At 70.8% G+C, this 18,312-nt stretch carries 15 protein-coding genes and 1 pseudogene; 8 read left to right on the top strand and 8 right to left on the bottom strand.

Annotation, left to right across the window (positions count from 1 at the left end):
- Window positions 1-10: 10 nt before the first annotated feature.
- Both ADL15_RS47250 and ADL15_RS47245 read right to left on the bottom strand, forming a co-directional pair.
- Window positions 11-991, bottom strand: a pseudogene (locus tag ADL15_RS47250) (Gfo/Idh/MocA family protein); the annotation flags it as partial.
- Window positions 988-2,073, bottom strand: coding sequence for a DegT/DnrJ/EryC1/StrS family aminotransferase (locus ADL15_RS47245; RefSeq protein WP_067706850.1), 1,086 nt, complete (start codon window positions 2,071-2,073; stop codon window positions 988-990). The pseudogene ADL15_RS47250 and the gene ADL15_RS47245, both read right to left, overlap by 4 nt.
- A 141-nt stretch (window positions 2,074-2,214) precedes the next feature.
- On the opposite strand from ADL15_RS47245, the gene ADL15_RS47240 reads away from it, so the two are divergent.
- Entirely contained in the window at window positions 2,215-2,700 is a 486-nt protein-coding gene (locus ADL15_RS47240; RefSeq protein WP_067706847.1) for an NUDIX hydrolase, read from the top strand.
- A gap of 58 nt (window positions 2,701-2,758) precedes the next feature.
- Here the strand turns inward: ADL15_RS47240 and upp are convergent, their stop codons facing one another.
- Entirely contained in the window at window positions 2,759-3,391 is a 633-nt protein-coding gene (gene upp / locus ADL15_RS47235; RefSeq protein ID WP_067706845.1) for a uracil phosphoribosyltransferase, read from the bottom strand.
- A 60-nt stretch (window positions 3,392-3,451) separates the two neighbouring features.
- On the opposite strand from upp, the gene deoC reads away from it, so the two are divergent.
- The 6 genes from deoC to ADL15_RS53735 all read left to right on the top strand — a co-directional run bounded on the left by deoC (window position 3,452) and on the right by ADL15_RS53735 (window position 10,525).
- On the top strand, window positions 3,452-4,381 hold the full coding sequence (gene deoC / locus ADL15_RS47230; RefSeq protein WP_067706842.1) for a deoxyribose-phosphate aldolase: 930 nt from the start codon (window positions 3,452-3,454) through the stop codon (window positions 4,379-4,381).
- A 7-nt stretch (window positions 4,382-4,388) separates the two neighbouring features.
- On the top strand, window positions 4,389-5,813 hold the full coding sequence (locus ADL15_RS47225) for an aldehyde dehydrogenase family protein (protein ID WP_067706839.1): 1,425 nt from the start codon (window positions 4,389-4,391) through the stop codon (window positions 5,811-5,813).
- Complete coding sequence (locus ADL15_RS47220) at window positions 5,806-6,651, top strand: aldehyde dehydrogenase family protein (protein WP_067706836.1); 846 nt, start codon at window positions 5,806-5,808, stop codon at window positions 6,649-6,651. Before ADL15_RS47225 ends, ADL15_RS47220 begins: the two co-directional genes overlap by 8 nt.
- Window positions 6,652-6,814: 163 nt before the next feature.
- Complete coding sequence (locus ADL15_RS47215) at window positions 6,815-7,705, top strand: DNA primase (protein WP_232345037.1); 891 nt, start codon at window positions 6,815-6,817, stop codon at window positions 7,703-7,705.
- A 64-nt stretch (window positions 7,706-7,769) separates the two neighbouring features.
- Entirely contained in the window at window positions 7,770-10,088 is a 2,319-nt protein-coding gene (locus ADL15_RS47210) for a transposase (protein WP_198171317.1), read from the top strand.
- 272 nt (window positions 10,089-10,360) lie between these two features.
- Window positions 10,361-10,525 (top strand): hypothetical protein, encoded by a 165-nt coding sequence (locus tag ADL15_RS53735; RefSeq protein ID WP_157442048.1) that lies wholly within the window; start codon window positions 10,361-10,363, stop codon window positions 10,523-10,525.
- 76 nt (window positions 10,526-10,601) lie between these two features.
- Here ADL15_RS53735 and ADL15_RS47205 read toward each other — a convergent pair whose 3' ends face one another.
- The 5 genes from ADL15_RS47205 to ADL15_RS47185 form a co-directional block, all read right to left on the bottom strand.
- Complete coding sequence (locus tag ADL15_RS47205; RefSeq protein WP_067706830.1) at window positions 10,602-11,189, bottom strand: GTP-binding protein; 588 nt, start codon at window positions 11,187-11,189, stop codon at window positions 10,602-10,604.
- Window position 11,190: 1 nt separating this feature from the next.
- Window positions 11,191-11,568 carry a DUF742 domain-containing protein gene (locus ADL15_RS47200; protein ID WP_067706884.1) on the bottom strand — a complete coding sequence of 126 codons (378 nt, stop codon included), beginning with the start codon at window positions 11,566-11,568 and terminating at the stop codon, window positions 11,191-11,193.
- Window positions 11,569-11,657: 89 nt separating this feature from the next.
- On the bottom strand, window positions 11,658-12,062 hold the full coding sequence (locus ADL15_RS47195; protein ID WP_067706828.1) for a roadblock/LC7 domain-containing protein: 405 nt from the start codon (window positions 12,060-12,062) through the stop codon (window positions 11,658-11,660).
- Complete coding sequence (locus ADL15_RS47190) at window positions 12,059-15,658, bottom strand: sensor histidine kinase (RefSeq protein WP_067706881.1); 3,600 nt, start codon at window positions 15,656-15,658, stop codon at window positions 12,059-12,061. The genes ADL15_RS47195 and ADL15_RS47190 overlap by 4 nt, the downstream gene beginning before the upstream one ends.
- Before the next feature lie 470 nt (window positions 15,659-16,128).
- The gene (locus ADL15_RS47185; protein WP_067706825.1) at window positions 16,129-17,250 is read right to left on the bottom strand and encodes an adenosine deaminase; all 1,122 of its coding nucleotides are present in this window, start codon (window positions 17,248-17,250) and stop codon (window positions 16,129-16,131) included.
- A 67-nt stretch (window positions 17,251-17,317) separates the two neighbouring features.
- On the opposite strand from ADL15_RS47185, the gene ADL15_RS47180 reads away from it, so the two are divergent.
- The gene (locus tag ADL15_RS47180) at window positions 17,318-18,193 is read left to right on the top strand and encodes a putative RNA methyltransferase (protein ID WP_067706823.1); all 876 of its coding nucleotides are present in this window, start codon (window positions 17,318-17,320) and stop codon (window positions 18,191-18,193) included.
- Window positions 18,194-18,312: the final 119 nt, after the last annotated feature.

The raw sequence follows: 18,312 nt of genomic DNA, 5'->3' as shown, positions 1-18,312 counted from the left end.
ATGCCTCGGGTACGTCCACGGTGCCGCCTTCGCGGGCCGATCGCAGCACCGCGTCGGCCACCTCGACGGTGCGCAATGCCTGGATCAGCGTGACCGTGTCATTCACGCCGCCGTTCACCGCGTCCCGGAATCGTTCGTGCTCGACCAGCAACGGCTCGCGTTTCGGAATGGCGTACCGGATCATGTCGCCCTCGGCGACGCCCCGGAAATTGCGGAGCGCCTCCCATTCGGTGCCGATCGCGCCGTTGGCGTAGAACGTCAGATCGGCGTGCAGCGTGTCGGCGACGAAACTGCCCCGCTCGCCGGTGATCACGGTGGACCGCTCCTTGAACGGGCTGAGCCAGTTCACCACGTGGTTCGCCATCAGCCCGCCCTCCAGCCCGGCCACCGCGGAGACCATGTCCTCGTGCGGGCGGCCGCTGCGGGCCGTGGTGTGCGCCGCCACCCGCAGGTACTGCCGGCCGGTCACCCAGGCGGTCAGGTCGATGTCGTGGGTGGCCAGGTCCATCACCACGCCGACGTCGGCGATCCGGCCCGGGAACGGGCCCTGCCGCCGGGTCACCACCTGGTAGATCTCGCCCAGCTCGCCGGCCTCCAGCCGGGCCCGCAGGCTCTGCAGGGCCGGGTTGTACCGCTCGATGTGCCCGACCGCGCCGATCAGGCCGCGCCGGGCGAACGCGTCGACCAGGTTCTGCGCCGCGGCGACCGACGGGGCCAGCGGCTTCTCGATCATCGTGTGCACACCGGCCTCGGCGAGCCGCAGGCCGATCTCCTCGTGCAGGCCGGTCGGCGAGGCCAGCACCGCGTAGTCGACGCCGAGGGCGAGCAGCTCGTCCAGGCCGGTGACGACCGGTACGCCGTACGGGCCGACCAGGCCGGGCGCCGGGTCGAGCACGCCGGCCAGCTCGACGCCGTCCAGCGCGTGCAGCACCCGGGCGTGGTTGCGGCCCATCGCGCCGTACCCGATCAGGCCGGCGCGCAGCGCGCTCATGCCGGCACCACGGCCGCCTGTACCGCCTCGACGATCCGGTCCAGCTCGGCGGCGGTCAGCGTCGGGTAGACCGGCAGCGACACCACCTCGGCGGCGGCCCGGTCGGTCTCCGGCAGGTGGACGCCGCGGTCCTGCGCGAACGGGCGCAGCCGGTGGATCGGCGTCGGGTAGTACACCGCGTTGCCCACCCCCTGGTCGGTCAGCGCCGCCTGGAACGCCTCCCGGTTCCCCTCCACCCGCACGGTGTACTGGTGGTAGACGTGCCGCGCGCCGTCGGCGACCGGCGGCAGCCGCACCCCGGTCAGGTGCGCGTCGAAGTGGGCCGCGTTCGCCCGGCGCTGCCCGGTCCACCCGCCGAGCTTGGCCAGCTGCACCCGCCCGATCGCCGCGGCCACGTCGGTGAGCCGCATGTTCGCGCCGACGATCTCGTTCTGGTAGCGCTGCTCCATCCCCTGGTTGCGCAGCAGGCGCAGCTGCCGGGCGAACTCCGGGTCGGCCGTGGTGATCATCCCGCCTTCGAGGGCGTGCATGTTCTTCGTCGGGTAGAAGCTGAAGCAGCCGGCCACGCCGAACGCGCCGACCGGGGTGCCGTGCAGCGCGGCGGCGTGCGCCTGGGCGGCGTCCTCCACCACGGCCAGGCCGTGCCGGGTGGCCAGCGGCATGAGCCGGTCCATCGCGGCCGGGTGGCCGTACAGGTGCACCGGCATGACCGCGACCGTGCGCGGCGTGATCGCCGCGGCCACCGCGTCCGGGTCGAGGCAGAACGAGCCGGGCTCGATGTCGGCGAAGACCGGCGTGCCACCGGCCAGCCGGACCGCGTTGGCGGTCGCGGCGAACGAGAACGACGGCACGATCACCTCGTCGCCGGGCTTCAGGCCGAGCGCCAGCAGGGTCAGCTGCAGCGCGGAGGTGCCCGAGTTGACCGCGACACAGTGCCGGCCGGCCACCAGGGCGGAGAACTCGTCCTCGAACGCGGCGACTTCCGGGCCCTGCACGACCAGGCCGCTGCTGAGCACCCGGACCGCGGCGGCGATCTCGTCCGCGCCGATCACCGGATGGGCCGGGGGGATGGTGGCTGCCATAGCCATTCCTCTACAGAAAGCGTCAGTGATGGGGCGACCACCTACCGTTACCTTCGGGTGGCGCGGCTCACATTACCCCACGAAACGGGACTTTCCGATTACCCTGCGCGGCGTCCATTTCGACGTCGACAGGAGACGCGCATGCGGGCCGTACTCGCCACGCTCGGATATGTCATGTCACCCGATTCCGCGCGGGTATTGATGATCCGCCGGGACACCCGGCCGGATGACATTCACTTCGGCTACTACAACGGGCTCGGCGGAAAACTCGAACCGGACGAGGACGTGTCGTCCGGGATGCGCCGGGAGATCGCCGAGGAGTCCGGACTGGAGTGCGGGCCGCTCGATTTCGCCGGAACCATCTCCTGGCCGGGATTCGGCCGCGGCGGGGAGAACTGGTTCGGATTCATCTTCCGGATCCCCACCTGGACGGGGACACCGAAGACCGGCAACGACGAGGGGTCGCTGCACTGGGTGGAGCGGGCCGATCTGCTCGGCGGGACACTGCCGATGTGGGAGTCGGACCGGCACTTCCTGCCGCTGGTCTTCGCCGACTCCCCCACGGTGTTCCACGGGGTGATGCCGTTCCGGGACGGCAAGGCGCAGTCCTGGTCGTACACCAGCTGACGTTGATTCTGTGGGGTGCGCCCGGCCTGCGCCGGGCGCGCCTCGCGGAGGACCGTGGTCAGAAGCGGCGCATGCCGCCGAACTGGCGGTCGCCGGCGTCGCCGAGACCCGGGACGATGTACGCCTTCTCGTTGAGCCCCTCGTCGATCGACGCGGTGATCAGGCGCACCGGCAGGCCGGAGTCCTTCAGCCGCTGCACGCCCTCCGGGGCGGCCAGCACGCAGCAGATGATGATGTCGGTGCAGCCGCGGTCGGCGAGCAGCTCGCAGCAGTGGATCAGCGAGCCGCCGGTGGCCAGCATCGGGTCGAGGACCAGCACCGGCTGACCGGCCAGGTCGGCCGGGAGCGACTCCATGTACGCCCGGGGCTCGTGGGTCACCTCGTCGCGGGCCAGCCCGACGAAGCCCATCGACGACTCGGGCAGCAGGCCGAGCGCGGCGTCGGCCATGCCCAGCCCGGCCCGCAGCACCGGCACGATCAGCGGCGGGTTGGCCAGCCGGGTGCCCTCGGTCTGCGCGACGGGGGTCTGGATCGGGAACTTCTCGACCGCGAAGAGCCGGGCCGCCTCATAGACCACCATCGTGGTGAGCTCGTGCAGGGAGGCGCGGAAGACACCGGACTCGGTCTCGGTCCGGCGCATCGCGGTGAGCCGGGTCTGCGCCAGCGGGTGATCTACGACTAGGACGTCCACGGGGCTCAACCTACCGTTCATTCAAGATCAACTGTCCTGGGGTCGCATAGAATCGTTTTCATGACTGTGACAGCGCCCATCGGGCTGTCCGACCTCCGCTCGTTCTTGCACGGCCTCCCCGGGGTCGACAAGGTGGGTGTCGAGGCGAGAGCTGCCGCGCTCGGCACCCGATCGGTAAAGGCCGGAAGCAAGGCCAAGGCCATCGATCTGGCGATCCGGATGGTCGATCTGACCACCCTGGAAGGCGCCGACACACCCGGCAAGGTGCGCGCACTGTGCGCCAAGGGCCGGCATCCCGATCCCGGCGATCCGAGCTGTCCCTCGGTCGCCGCGATCTGCGTCTATCCGGCGATGGCCGGCGTGGCCCACGCCGCGCTGGCCGGCTCCGGCGTGCACCTGGCCAGCGTCGCCACCGCGTTCCCGTCCGGCCAGGCGCCGCTCGAGGTGCGGCTGGCCGACACCCGGGCGGCGGTGGAGGCCGGGGCCGACGAGATCGACATGGTGATCAGCCGCGGCGCGTTCCTGGCCGGCGACTACACCCGGGTCTTCGAGGAGATCGTCGCGGTCAAACAGGCGTGCGGGAGTGCCCATCTCAAGGTGATCCTGGAGACCGGCGAGCTCGCGACGTACGACAACGTCCGCCGCGCCTCCTGGCTGGCGATGCTGGCCGGCGCCGACTTCATCAAGACGTCCACCGGCAAGGTCGCGGTGAACGCGACGCTGCCAATCACGCTGGTGATGCTGGAGGCGGTACGCGACTTCCGGGAGCGGCACGGGCGGCAGATCGGCGTGAAACCGGCCGGCGGGATCAAGAACACCAAGGACGCCATCAAGTACCTGGTGCTGATCAACGAGACGGCCGGCGACGACTGGCTGGACCCGGCCTGGTTCCGGTTCGGTGCCTCCTCGCTGCTCAACGACCTGCTGATGCAGCGCACCAAGCTCACCACCGGCCACTACTCCGGTCCCGACTACTTCACCCTGGACTGAGGGACCCATGTTCGAGTACGCACCCGCACCCGAGTCCCGCTCGGTCGTCGAGCTGGACTCCTCCTACGGGCTCTTCATCGACGGCGCCTTCGAGGCCGCCAAGGACGGCGCCACCTTCAAGACCGTCAACCCGGCCACCGAGGAGGTCCTCGCCGAGGTCGCCACGGCCGGCCCGGAGGACGTGGACCGCGCGGTCGCCGCCGCCCGGCACGCCTACGGCGCCTGGTCCGCGCTGCCCGGCGCGGAGCGCGCCAAGTACCTGTTCCGGATCGCCCGGATCATCCAGGAGCGCTCCCGCGAGCTGGCCGTGCTGGAGTCGCTGGACAACGGCAAGCCGATCAAGGAGTCGCGGGACGTCGACCTGCCACTGGTCGCCGCGCACTTCTTCTACTACGCGGGCTGGGCCGACAAGCTGCCGTACGCCGGGTTCGGCCCGGACCCGAAGCCGATCGGCGTGGCCGCCCAGGTCATCCCGTGGAACTTCCCGCTGCTGATGCTGGCCTGGAAGGTCGCGCCCGCGCTGGCCACCGGCAACACCGTGGTGCTCAAGCCGGCCGAGACCACCCCGCTGTCCGCGCTGTTCTTCGCGGACGTCTGCCGGCAGGCCGAGCTGCCGCCGGGCGTGGTCAACATCGTCACCGGGGCCGGCGACACCGGCGCCTACCTGGTCGCCCACCCGGACGTCGACAAGGTCGCGTTCACCGGCTCCACCGAGGTGGGCCGGGAGATCGCCCGGACGGTGGCCGGCACCGGCAAGCGGCTCACCCTGGAGCTGGGCGGCAAGGCCGCGAACATCGTCTTCGACGACGCGCCGCTCGACCAGGCGGTCGAGGGCATCGTCAACGGGATCTTCTTCAACCAGGGGCACGTCTGCTGCGCCGGGTCGCGCCTGCTGGTCCAGGAGAACATCGCCGAGGAGCTGCTCGCCTCGCTCAAGCGCCGGATGGGCACGCTGCGGGTCGGCGACCCGCTGGACAAGAACACCGACATCGGGGCGATCAACTCGGCCGCGCAGCTGGCCCGGATCACCGAGCTCTCCGAGATCGGCGCGGCCGAGGGCGCCGAGCGCTGGTCGCCGGCCTGCCAGTTGCCGGAGCGGGGTTTCTGGTTCGCGCCGACCATCTTCACCGGCGTCACCCAGGCCCACCGGATCGCCCGCGAGGAGATCTTCGGGCCGGTGCTCTCGGTGCTCACCTTCCGCACCCCGGCCGAGGCCGTGGAGAAGGCGAACAACACCCCGTACGGGCTGTCCGCCGGGATCTGGTCGGAGAAGGGCTCGCGGATCCTGGCCGTGGCCGACAAGCTCCGGGCCGGGGTGGTCTGGGCCAACACGTTCAACAAATTCGACCCGGCGTCGCCGTTCGGCGGTTACAAGGAGTCCGGCTACGGCCGCGAGGGCGGCCGGCACGGCCTGGAGGCGTACCTTGCCTAAGTCATCGAAGGCGGTCGCCGTCGCGGAGAACGCGCGGCTTACCGTACGGAAGACCTACAAGCTCTACATCGGCGGCAAGTTCCCGCGCAGCGAATCAGGACGGACCTACCTGGTGGACGGCGACAACGTGGCCCTCGCCTCGCGCAAGGACGCCCGGGACGCGGTGGTCGCGGCCCGGGCGGCGCAGTCCGGCTGGGCCGGCGCCACCGCGTACAACCGTGGCCAGGTGCTGTACCGGGTGGCCGAGATGGTGGAGGCCCGGCGCGCCGAGTTCACCGCGCTCGGCGTCCCGGCCGGCGAGCTGGACGCCGCGGTCGACCGCTGGGTCTGGTACGCGGGCTGGTCCGACAAGATCGCCCAGGTGGCCGGCGGGGCCAACCCGGTCGCCGGGCCGTTCTTCAACATCTCCGCGCCCGAGCCGACCGGCGTGGTCGCGGTGGTCGCCCCGGCCGGCCTGCTCGGCCTGGTCAGCGTGATCGCCCCGGCGGTGGTCACCGGCAACACCACGGTGGTGCTGGCCGCCGACCCGCAGATCGCGATCACCCTGGCCGAGGTGCTGGCCACCTCGGACGTGCCGGGCGGCGTGGTGAACATCCTCACCGGCCGGTACGCCGAGACCGCGCCCTGGCTGGCCGCGCACGCCGACGTGAACGCCCTGGACCTGACCGGGGTGGAGCACGCCGAGCTGGCGGCCGAGCTGGAACGCGCCGCGGCCGGCACGCTGAAGCGGGTGATCCGCCCGCCGGCCGGTGGGATCGACCTGTCCGCCGACCCGGGGCTGAAGCCGATGACGGCGCTGCTGGAGACGAAGACCGTCTGGCACCCGAAGGGTTATTGAGGGTTTATCACCGACGCGCGGAGGAAGTGGAGGGGACGGGGCCGCTGTCACACAGCGTTGCGGACTAGGGTATGTGCCCGTAGTCACCCGTCCGTCCCACCTCAGATCAACCCGGAGGTCAACCGTGACCAGCCAGTCCGACGAGCCCGAGGCGTCCGCGCCGGTGGCCGAGCAGTCCTCGACGGAAGGACTCAACGGGCGTGAGCTCTGGGAGCAGGTCCGTGTCGAGCCGGTGGAGATCGCACTCCCGGGCGGCGTGGGGCTGACCCTCCGGGCATACCGGACAGTCGCCGAGCTGACCCCGACCGAGATCGAGGTCGACGAGGACGACCCGTTCGAGGCGCGCAAGCGGGCCGCCGTCGTCCAGGACGACGACGAGGAAGAAGTCATCGTCGACGAGGAGTTCCAGGCGCTGCTCGCCGAGGACGACAAGGCCGATGACAAGGCCGATGACAAGGCCGTCGACAAGTCCACCGGCAAGGCCGACGGCGAGAAGCCGGCCGACGGCGAACCCGATCCGGCCGACTTCGAGGACGAGCCGGAGGACGCGAACGCCCAGCCGGACGACGAAGTAGTGCCCATGTTCCTCAGCCACAAGGGCCGGTTGCTCGCCTTCAAGAACGCCGAAGCGCTGGTGTCCTTCATTCGTTCGGGTGCTCCGCACGATCTCGCACAATTGGACACCTGGGGTGACCTGGCGGAGCGGGTAGAGTCGAGCGACATCGACCCGCTGCCGGAGGAACGCTACGAGCTCGACCTCGTGGTGGAGAACCTGCGCGGCGGTCACGACACGTGGGATCTGCCGCTGCTCATCGCCGCCGGAGAGGTGGCCCGGGACCTCGGGTACGCACTCCGGCTGAAGCCGGTGATCCTGGCACTGTCGCCCGGTTCCCCGCTCGATGACCTCGACGATTCCCTCCGTGCCGCGGAAAACGGTGGTATGGGTGGTTTCTTCGGCCGTCGGCGGCTGAAGAAGATCGGTGCACAGCAGGCAAGTCTCGGCTGGCGCTCGGTGATCAGCAAGATCTCCGCCGCTGTGGACTGGCGTGACTGACCGATTACCAGGGAAAATCAGTCCTTGGCCACAGAGAAGCAGTCCCGGGGAGGAGGACGACGCCGTGGCGCTCGTGCGCGTGTACTGCGGTCTGGCGTCGGCTGATGACGGGGTGCGTACGGCTTCGGCCGCGCCCCTGACCATCGCCGTGGTGGATGACGCAGGCCGGTTGCTCGGCGTCCACGAGATCAGCGACGACCCGAGCGGGTACGCCCTGCTGGGAACGCTGCTCGTGGAACGCACGACCGGATTCAGCGACGCGGCGGTCGCCGCGGACAGTGACGACCACGTCGTCACCTCGCTGCTCACCGCCGCCGGCCGGCCGCTCGTCGTGATCGATGACGACGACGCGGACGATTTCGCCGAGCGCTTCTCGGACGACGACTCCCCGGAGGAGATGGCCGCCCCGGCCGCGGCACGCCGCGCGGTCGGGCTGGCCCGTGCCCTCCAGGCCGGCGCGATCGCCGCGGTCACCCTGCCCGCGCCGCGTGAGCTGGTCAGCTACAAGCCGATCCTGGCCGCGCACGTGGCCATGCTGGTCGGGCGGAACGCGGCCTCGGTCGCGCTCCGCGAGGTGCTCCGCGAGCTGTACCCGGCCGCCCTGCGGGCGTACCCGGATCCGGCGCACCCGCTCGCCATGGCCGTGCTCGAGGCGGTTCCCGAGCCGGGCCGGCTGACCGGCCGCGGCGGCGACCCGGCGCAGGCCGCGCAGGACGTCGCACACACCCTCGCTCGCACCGGAGCCGGCACCGAGGACCAGGTGATCTCCGCCGTCACCGCACTGCAGGTGGCGATCAGCGAGTCCCCGCGCCGGGGCGGGATCAACAAGTCACTGGCGCCGGCCGCCGCCGAGACGGTCCGCCAGGCCATCGCCGCGATCCGCACCTGCGACGCGGCGTGCGCCGCCCTGGTCGGCACGCTCACCGCCCGGGCCTCCAGCCCGGCCACCGAGTCGAACGTCGGGCGCCGCTCCTCCCGCCGGGCCGTCGAACCGGCTGCCCTGCCGAGCACGCCCAGCACCGACCTGGCGTCGCGGTTCGGCCGCCGGAACCGCCCCGAACCCTCGGTGGCGGGCAACGGACCGGCCACCCCGCGACCGATGAACGCTCCCCCGGCCGCCCCGGACCCGATCATGCCGCCGCCGGTGGCGCCGGCCGCGGCCAACGGGCTGCCGATGCGGACCACCTCGCCGGGCAACCGGCCGGTGTCCGTGCCGCCGCCCCCGCCGGGGATGACCCCGATCACCCCGGGCACCCGGCCGTTGCCGGGCAGCCGGATTCCGTCCGCACCGGCGTCGCCGGCCGCCCGGAGCCCGATCTCGCCCGCTGCCCGCAGCCCGATCTCCCCGGCCGCCCGGAATCCGATCTCCCCCGGTGGCCGGATCCCGATCTCGCCGGCCGGCGGGTTGGGCAGCCCGGCGGACGCGGGCGAGCCGTTCCGGCCCACGCTCGCCAACGCCGAGCTCAACCGGGCAAGGGCCGAGCGGCAACGCACGGTCATCCCGGCCCGACCGGCCCGTGCCACCCCGCCGCCGCCCGCGGCGACGAACGGCACGCCCACCGGACCGACCGATTTCAGCCTGCCGATGCCGATGCCGGCCCAGCGTCCCGCCCAGGAGACGCCGGAACCGGGATCGCGGGCCAACTGGCCGCTGCTGAACTCCGGCGGCGACGAGGCCACCCTGCCGGAGCGGCCCGCCGCCTCGGCCGGGCTGCCCGGCCCGGACGGCCGGATCAGGCCGCCGTGGCAGGACATGCCGAAGGAGCCGCCGGCACTGCGCCTGGTGGAACCGCAGCTCAACGGCGGACGGGCGAAGCTGCCCGGCCTCGACCAGCTCGGTGAGCCGCCGTCGCTGCGCGTGGTCGACGGTGGCGGTCGCGGCGCCGACAGCCTGCCGCCGCGGGTGACCGCGCTGGACCGCAGCGCCGCACCCCCGGTCGCGGCCGACGGCAGCGACGGTGACCTGCTGATCTTCGCGGCGGCCAGGTCCGCCTGGTTCACCGGCCCGACCACCGAGACCGGCGAGGGCATCCGGGACTGGGCCAACCCGAACGACAGCGGCTGGCGTGCCGCGGAGAAGGCGGCCACCCCGGCCGTCGCCGCGGAGACCTCGGCCGGCCTGCCGAAGCGGGTGCCGCAGGCCAACCTGGTGCCGGGCTCACCGCTGCGCGAGGAGCGGCCGCTGCGGATCGTCCGGGACGCGGCCTCGATCGCGGCGCACACCACCGGGTATTTCCGGGGCTGGCGGCGCGGTCAGGAGATCGGCGGGTTCGCGATGGGCGGTCGCCCGGGTCGCGAGGCGGCCGGCGGGTGGGACTTCACCCGCGACGGTCAGCCGGCCGACGAATACCGCAACGGGGCCGGGAACACGAACGGCCGCTGAGTTCCAGCTGTGGTGAGGGGCCGCGACCCGATGGGTCGCGGCCCCTCACGCTTTCGCACCGCAGGTGCTTGATGCTTGCGGCATGCTCACGGCAGCGGTCACCACCCACCGCGCGGGCGCTGAACGGCTCCGTAGGCCCCGCCCGGAGGCTCTTCGGGTAACTTGATCAGCTCCGGGGCCACGGATACGTCCTGGGGCTTCTCAGCGACTGCTCGAGCGAGCTCTGCGAGGCCGGGGCCACCACGCCGTACGCGTCCCGGATCGACGCCCCGGTGTTCTCCTGGAGCGAGGGACACCGCAAGCCGGACCAGCGCTTGTGTTCGACGGTCACCGCCCGGATCGGCGTGCCGGCCGCAGAGTGCCTGCCCGAGCACCGGGTCGACGACCTGGCCGCCCTGCCCGCCCTACTCGGACGCCCCGTCACGCAGGGTTGTTGATCCGCTGCGCGGATTGCCTGCCGCAGAGCGCGCGAAAGCCCCGCTCCGACTCGCGGAGCGGGGCTTTCACCGTTCGTCAGGCGGGCGCTACCGCACGCGTGCGACGCATCGTCAGCACATACTCGACAAGCGAGATGAGGACGTTCTTCGTCGACTCGCGGTTGCGGGCGTCACAGCTCACCACCGGCACGTCGCTCGAGATCGCCAGAGCGTCCCGAACGTCCTGCGGGTTGTGATACTGCATGCCATCGAAGCAGTTGATCGCCACCAGGTACGGCAGGCGACGGTGCTCGAAGAAGTCGATAGCGGCGAAGCAGTCGGCGAGCCGACGCGTATCCACCATGACAACCGCACCGATCGCGCCCCGGACCAGCTCGTCCCACATGAACCAGAACCGCGTCTGGCCAGGCGTTCCGAACAGATAGAGGATCAGGTCCCGGTCGATGCTGATCCGGCCGAAGTCCATGGCCACCGTGGTGGTCATCTTCCCCGGTACCTGCCGGTTGTCATCGACACCCACACCGGCAGAAGTCATGATCGCCTCGGTGGTAAGCGGGGTGATCTCCGAGACCGACCCCACCAGCGTCGTCTTACCGACGCCGAAACCACCGGCGATGACAATCTTCGCCGATGTCACGCGTCCCGCAGCGGGACGTTGCGACATGTCAGAGCCTGCGAAGTCCACTCAGCACCCTTTCCAGCAGTTCCGTGCCTACCGCGTCGGTCTCGTCTTCAAGCGAGGTGGGCTCGTACACCGCAACCAGGCCGTCAGTGGCCATGTCTGCGACGATCACTCGTGCCACACCTAGCGGCAGTTGCATGCGGGCGGCGATCTCGGCGAGTGACTGCACTCGTCCCCCGTCGCACATCGCCGCGATGTACTGATGCTCGCTTCCACCCTGGCTGCCGCGAATTCCTGAACGGCCGCGCACGGTTGTCTCGACCAGCGCTTCCAGCGCTATCTCAAGCTTCGGCCGGGTTCGACCACGGGTCACGGCGTACGGCCTGACCAGCGAACCGGTCGGCTCATCGCGTTCGGGCATCGTCACCGTCAACCCCTCCCTCGGCCTCTCGAAGTGTATTGGTTTTCAAGTTTTTGGACAGTAGCCGGATGGGCCGGCTCACTGCGCCTTCAGCCCAGCACCCCGGCCGCGGATCGCGGTGCCGGGGTCAGTGCCTCACCGACGCGGTCGACCAGCAGGGCCATCTCGTAGCCCACCTGACCGACGTCGCAGCTACGCGCCGCGAGCACCGCGAACGAGGAACCGTCGGAGATCGACATCAGGAACAGGAACCCATTGTCCATCTCCACCACCGTCTGCAGGACGGCACCACCCTCGAAGCACCGTGCGGCACCCTGGGTCAGGCTGACCAGGCCGGAGGCGATCGCCGCCAGCTGGTCGGCGCGGTCCCGGGGAAGATCCCGCGACGACGCCAGGAGCAGGCCGTCGGCGGAGACCGCGATCGCGTGTGCGACCCCGGGAACGCGGTCAGCAAAGTTGGCGAGGAGCCAACCGAGATCCTGCGTAGATGTCATGCCTCATGCTCCTTGCCAGCCTGCGAGGGCTGCTGCCCTCCCGGAGTCTCCTCCGGGTTGGTCGATTGTTCCTTGGTGCGACCGCGCGCGACACCCCGGTGGTACGCGGACAGCAGGCCGCGGACCCCCTCGGGCGTACGGCGCTGGACGGAGTTACCACCCCGGTCAACACCGCCGGGGACGAGTTGCGCCATCGGCGTGCGCTTGGGAAGGCCCGCCGTGGTGGTCGTGTCGATGGAGACTTCGGACGCCTTGGCGGCCGCCTGCCAGCCCTCGTCGGCCGCGGTCTGCCACGGGCTGTTGCCCGCAGCGGCGCCGCCGCCGTAGGAACCGGCGTTGGCCGCCGAGCTGTTCGCGCCGACCGTGGCCGCGTCCAGCTCCCGAGCCTCCGGAGAGACCGCCTGCTGCGGCACCCCAGCGGTCCGGACCGGCTCGCCGGTCGGGATCCGCTGCGAGACCACCGCTTCGTCACCGCTGCCGGCGACGGACGGCTTCGAGGCCGGGATCGTGGTGAACCAGGCCGACTCGAGCTCCCGGAAGATCGGCAGCTCCATGGTCTCGTCGGCGAACGGCATCGCACTCTCGCGGGCCGGAGCCTGCGCCGCCGCGATCTGTGCGGTCGCGGTGGCGTGCACCTCGGCCGGACCACTCACCGGGGCGACCGACGGGTCGTAGGTGTCGTACGCCGGCGGGGCCGACGCGGGCAACGCCGCCATGGACGGGTTGACCGGACGGGCCACCTCGGGGTTCGACTCCGCGTTGTCCGGACGGTACCTCGGGATCTCGGCGGTCATGTCGAGCGCCGCGGCGAGGTTCTCCGGCACGTGCGGGGTGGCGTTCTCCCGGTCGCCGGCGACCGGCGGCCAGGCCGGCGGCGCCGACGCGTACGAGTTCGGGCTGGTCGGAGCGGCCGGCGGCGCCGAGTACGGCGGAGCGGACGACACCGGCGGCGCCGAGTACGGCGGAGCGGACGGAACCGGCGGAGCGGAGACCGGCGGCGCCGGCGGAGCGGACACCGGCGGCATGAACGAGCTGCGGCTCTGGCTCTCGGGGTTGGCCGGGAGCTGACGCGGAATCGTCGCGCCGTAGCTGTTCATGTCCCCGTCGGGGCGCTGGTAGTCGTTGCCGTTGCGGCGCTGAGCCAGCTCGTCCAGACCAGCGAAGCCCTGCGGGCCGGAGCTGATCGGGCCGGACGGGAGCGGCGGCAGCGGCTCGTTGCTCCGCGGGCCGTGGAAGCCGTTGGTCGTGGAACCGTTGCTGAACCCGTTCGTCCCGCCGCCGAAGCCATTGGACTGACCGCCACCACCGAAGCCGTTGGACTGACTGCCGCCACCGAAACCGTTGGACTGGCCGCCGCCGAAACCGTTCGACGGAGCCGCGCCGGTCAGGTCGGACCAGGCCGGAACGGAACCGTTGGTGCCGTTGAGCGCCGGGTCGTACGGCCGGTTGCCCGGGTATCCGCCGCGGCCGCTCTCCAGAGCGAGCGGCTCACCGAAGGACGGCATCGCGGCCGGCGGTGCGTCGTATCCACCCGGCCGGGCGTCGTAACCGGTCGGCACACGACCGGCACCACCGATGGCCAGGACGGAGTTGGGTAGACCCACCTCGGCGAGCGTGCCGCGTTCGCGGTCGGCCGGGCGGAGCTCGACCCGGACACCGTGCCGGTTCGCCAGCCGGGCGACCACGACCAGGCCCATCATCCGGGAGACGGCGACGTCCACCGTCGGCGGGTTGGCCAGGCGCTCGTTCAGGTCGCGAAGCTGCTCGCGGCTGATGCCGATGCCGTGGTCCTCCACCGTGAGAATCGCGTTCTCACCGGCCCGGCGAGCCTCGACCAGAACGCTCGAGTTCGGCGGGGAGAAGGCGGTCGCGTTGTCGAAGAGCTCGGCGACCAGGTGGACCATGTCGTTGACGGCGTGCGCCGACACCTCGATGTCCCGGTCGATGACGCCGAACTCGATCCGGGTGTAGTGCTCGACCTCGGACTGCGCGGCGCGCAGCACGTCGATCAGAGCAGCCGGCTCGCGCTGCACACGGGTGGAGTCGGCGCCCGCGAGGACCAGGAGGTTCTCGTCGTTACGCCGCATTCGGGTGGCCAGGTGGTCGAGCTGGAACAGCTCGGCCAGACGGTCCGGGTCCTCCTCGCCGCGCTCCAGGCGGTCCAGGTGACCGATGAGCCGGTCGACCAGGATCTGGGAACGACGGGCCAGGTTGACGAACATCGTCGCGACCGAGGCCCGCAGCGCGGCCTGCTCGGCCGCGGTACGCACCGCTTCCAGGTGGACCGCGTTGAACGCCTCGGTCACCTGCCCGAACTCGTCCCGGCTGCGTACCGGAAGGGGTTCGGCGATCTGGTCGGCGACCTGTGCCGGGGTGAGCGACGCGGAGAGCGACGGGTCACGCAGCCGGCTCACCGCGTGCGGCAGGCCGAACTGGGCGACGGCGAGCGCACCCTGACGCAGCTCACGCAGCGAGCGGGCCATCGAGCGGGCGACCAACCAGGCGAACAGGATCGCGAGCAGCAGCATCCCGAGCAGGATGCTGGTCTCCACGAACACCCGGCGGTTCGTCGTGTTCCGCAGGTCGGTGGCCTGAGCGACGATGTCCTTGTCCAACTGCACCTCGACCTGACGGAAGGTGTTGTTGTAGTCGGACATCGCCTTCTCCCACGCCGCCGTGGTGAGGTTCTTGTTCTCGATCTGGGTGCCCACGTTGGCGAGCAGCGGACCGGTCAGGTTGGTGGCCTCACGCTGAGCGTCGTTGGCCTCGGTGGTGTTCTTGAAGAACTCGAACTCACCGTCGGTCGCGACCGCCTCGAGCGTCGTGGTCGCCTGTGTGAAGCCCAGGCTCGCGGAGAGCATCGCCTGCCGCAGGGTGTTGTTGAACTCCTGCGCGCCGATGACCTGGTGGCCGATGAAGCGTTCCGTGGAGATGTTCTCCTTGGCCCGCGCCACTTCGGCGACCGCCCGCAGGTGGTCGCTCAGACCGGTGTCGCTGGCCTGCTGCGCCGCGACGTCACGCACCGAGAGCAGGTCGTCGATCAACTTGTTGTAGTTGGTCTCGACGCTCTTGGTGCTCTCCAGACCCTTGGTGACCTTGCTGCGGTACGCCGCGAGGTCGGCCAGGTTGTAGTCCAGCCGGGAGAGCAGGATGTCGACCCGCCCGGGAACCTCGTCCAGGGCGGCACGCTGCTGCGCGTACGGCTGGTTCGCGGCCTCGACCTTGGAGTGCTCGGCGTTGTACTTGTCGACCGCGGCCTTGACGACCGCGGGGACCTCTGCGCCGTTGTGGAACTTCTTGTTGAGGTCCTTGTCCTTGGCGACCGCGATCTGCATCGCGTACGACCGCTCGGACTGGAGCTCGTCGACGAGACCGCCGGCGGCCTGAGAGAGTGCAGCCAGGGTCCGTGCGTTCTCCGCATTGTCAGCCTCATCGATGTGGTCGACCAGGCCGTTGACGCCGACGATGATCGTCGCAACGGTTGGGACCAGCATGATGAGACCAAGCTTGGACCAGATGGGTAGGTCTCGCAGTCGACCCGTGGGTCGCCGCAGACGCGACATGACGCCGTCCGCCTCACTTGGGCGCTTGCTCACGTCACCGTCCTCCTGATTCGGGCCCGGCATTCGGCTCGCCGGACTCCGCGCACGGCCGACTCGCCGGGTCGGGCCCCCGAGATTCCATCACGACGAGTGTCAAAGAGAAAGACCAGGCGGACACGGACCGGTTGTGTGACGCGATGTTGCAACGTCGCCGTTGAACATCGCCGGTCAGAAATCACTACCTGTAGAGGAGCATGTATCTCAAGGTCACTCGACCGTCGGCGCGGCGTTGGGGGGTGGGCGCAGGCCGACGGATCAGATCGTAGTCGATCGCGACAGGACTGACGATGGCTCGGTCTCGCGCGATCGGCAAGGCGAGATGCCGGATTATGCCGAGTTTGTAGGCGGCAGTCTAGCCGAACGGTGGAGCGCCAGATCCGGACAGGTAATTTCGTCTGACGTACGTTCGCCCCTTTCCAGGAAAAGGGCGAAAAGCCGGATTTGGCGCTACTTTCCGGTCGGGCTCAGCCCAGCAACTTGGCATACGCCGGCTTGATGACCTCGTTGATGAGCACCAATCGCTCGTCATACGGGATGAAAGCCGACTTCATCGCGTTGATGGTCAGCCACTGCAGCTCCGCCCAGCCCCAGCCGAACGACTCGGTCAGCAGGGTCATCTCCCGGCTCATCGAGGTGCCGCTCATCAGCCGGTTGTCGGTGTTGACGGTGACCCGGAAGCGCAGGTCGTGCAGCAGCTTGATCGGGTGCTCGGCGATCGAGGCGGCCGCGCCGGTCTGCACGTTCGACGACGGGCACAGCTCCAGCGGGATCCGCTTGTCCCGGACGTAGGCGGCCAGCCGGCCCAGCACCGGCGGCGCCGCCTCGGTGCCACCGGTCGCGGTGACCGAGCTCGGGCCGGGCGCCGGCGCGGTGATGTCGTCGATCAGGCGCACGCCGTGGCCGAGCCGGTCGGCGCCGCACCACTGGATGGCCTCCCAGATCGACGGCAGGCCGAACGCCTCGCCCGCGTGGATGGTGAAGTGGAAGTTCTCCCGCTGCAGGTACTCGAAGGCGTCCAGGTGCCGGGTGGGCGGGAAGCCCGCCTCGGCGCCGGCGATGTCGAAGCCGACCACCCCGGAGTCCCGGTACCGCACGGACAGCTCGGCGATCTCCTGGGACCGGGCGGCGTGCCGCATCGCGGTCAGCAGGGTGCCGATCCGGATCGGGCTGCCGTTCGCGGCCGCCTCGGCGCACCCGTCGCGGAAACCGGCGTGCACGGTCTCGACCACCTGGTCCAGGGTCAGACCACGCTCCAGGTGCTGCTCCGGGGCATACCGGATCTCGGCGTACACCACGCCGTCGGCGGCCAGGTCGAGCGCGCACTCCCGGGCGACCCGGTGCAGGCCCTCCTCGGTCTGCATCACCGCGACCGTGTGCGCGAACGTCTCCAGGTACCGTTCCAGCGAGCCGGAGTCGGCGGCCGCGACGAACCAGTCGCCCAGCCGGGCCGGGTCCTGCTCGGGCAGCTCGTGGCCGACCCCGGCGGCCAGCTCGACGATCGTGGCCGGCCGTAGACCCCCGTCCAGGTGGTCGTGGAGCAGAACCTTGGGAGCTTTGACGATGTCCGAATGCATGATGCCAGCCATCAGCAGAGCCTAAAGGGCCATCCGAACTCCCCGCCCGCCACCCGAAAAAGGAAGAAAAAAACTCCTTATGATCGATGGCGCATTGCCGTACCTGAGGTGCCCGGTGTGTCGACAGCCACTCACCCGGCACGAGCGGGCGCTGCGCTGCCCCGCCGGTCACAGCTTCGACATGGCCAAGCAGGGTTACGCCGATCTGAGCGCCGGACGGCTCCCGCACACCGGCGACAGTGCCGAGATGATCGCCGATCGGTCCGCGTTCCTGGCTGCCGGGCACTACACGTTCATCGCCACCGCGCTTGCGGAAGCCGCGTCGCTCACCGCAAACCCGCCACTCACCGCAGCCGCTCCGCTCGCGGAGGTGCCGGTCGAGGCCGCGCCTTCTGTCGTACGAGAAATGGTCCTCGATGCCGGAACCGGGACCGGCGACTACCTCGCGCGGGTGCTGGACGCCGCCCCCGCCGCCGTCGGCCTCGGCCTGGACGTGTCGAAGCCGGCCCTGCGCCGCGCGGCCCGGTCCCATCCGCGTGCCGCCGCCGTGCTGACCGACCTGTGGCGCCCGCTCCCGGTCGCGGACGCCGCGGCATCCGTGATCATCAACGTCTTCGCCCCTCGCAACGGCCAGGAGTTCCGCCGCGTCCTGCGCCCGGACGGCCGGCTGCTGGTGGTCACCCCGGCCGCCGACCACCTCACCGAGCTGATCACCGCCTACGGCCTGCTCCAGGTCGACCCGGACAAGGCCGGCCGGGTCAGCGAGTCCCTCGACGAGCACTTCACCCCGGCCGGCTCCACCACCCACCGCCGGATGCTGACGCTGACCGCCACCGAGGCCCGCACCCTGATCGGCATGACCCCGAGCGCCCGCCACGTCGCCCCGGCCGACCTGCCTGCCGACGCCGTCACCGTCACCGCCGCCGTCGACCTCACCACCTACCGCCCGCGCTGACGCGAGGGGTCCCGGCTGGTCCTGACCGGAAAATACGACCTGGTGTGCGGGTTTGTGTGCAGGTGGTATCGCTGGCCGGGGCGGGGCCCCGGTCGGTGTTTGGTGGGTTGTCAGGCTGT

It is taken from the genome of Actinoplanes awajinensis subsp. mycoplanecinus, from assembly GCF_001509495.1.
GTDB lineage: Bacteria > Actinomycetota > Actinomycetes > Mycobacteriales > Micromonosporaceae > Actinoplanes > Actinoplanes palleronii.
The sequence above is the reverse complement of the archived record's forward strand: the minus strand, read 5'-3'. Positions and strand labels throughout refer to the sequence as shown.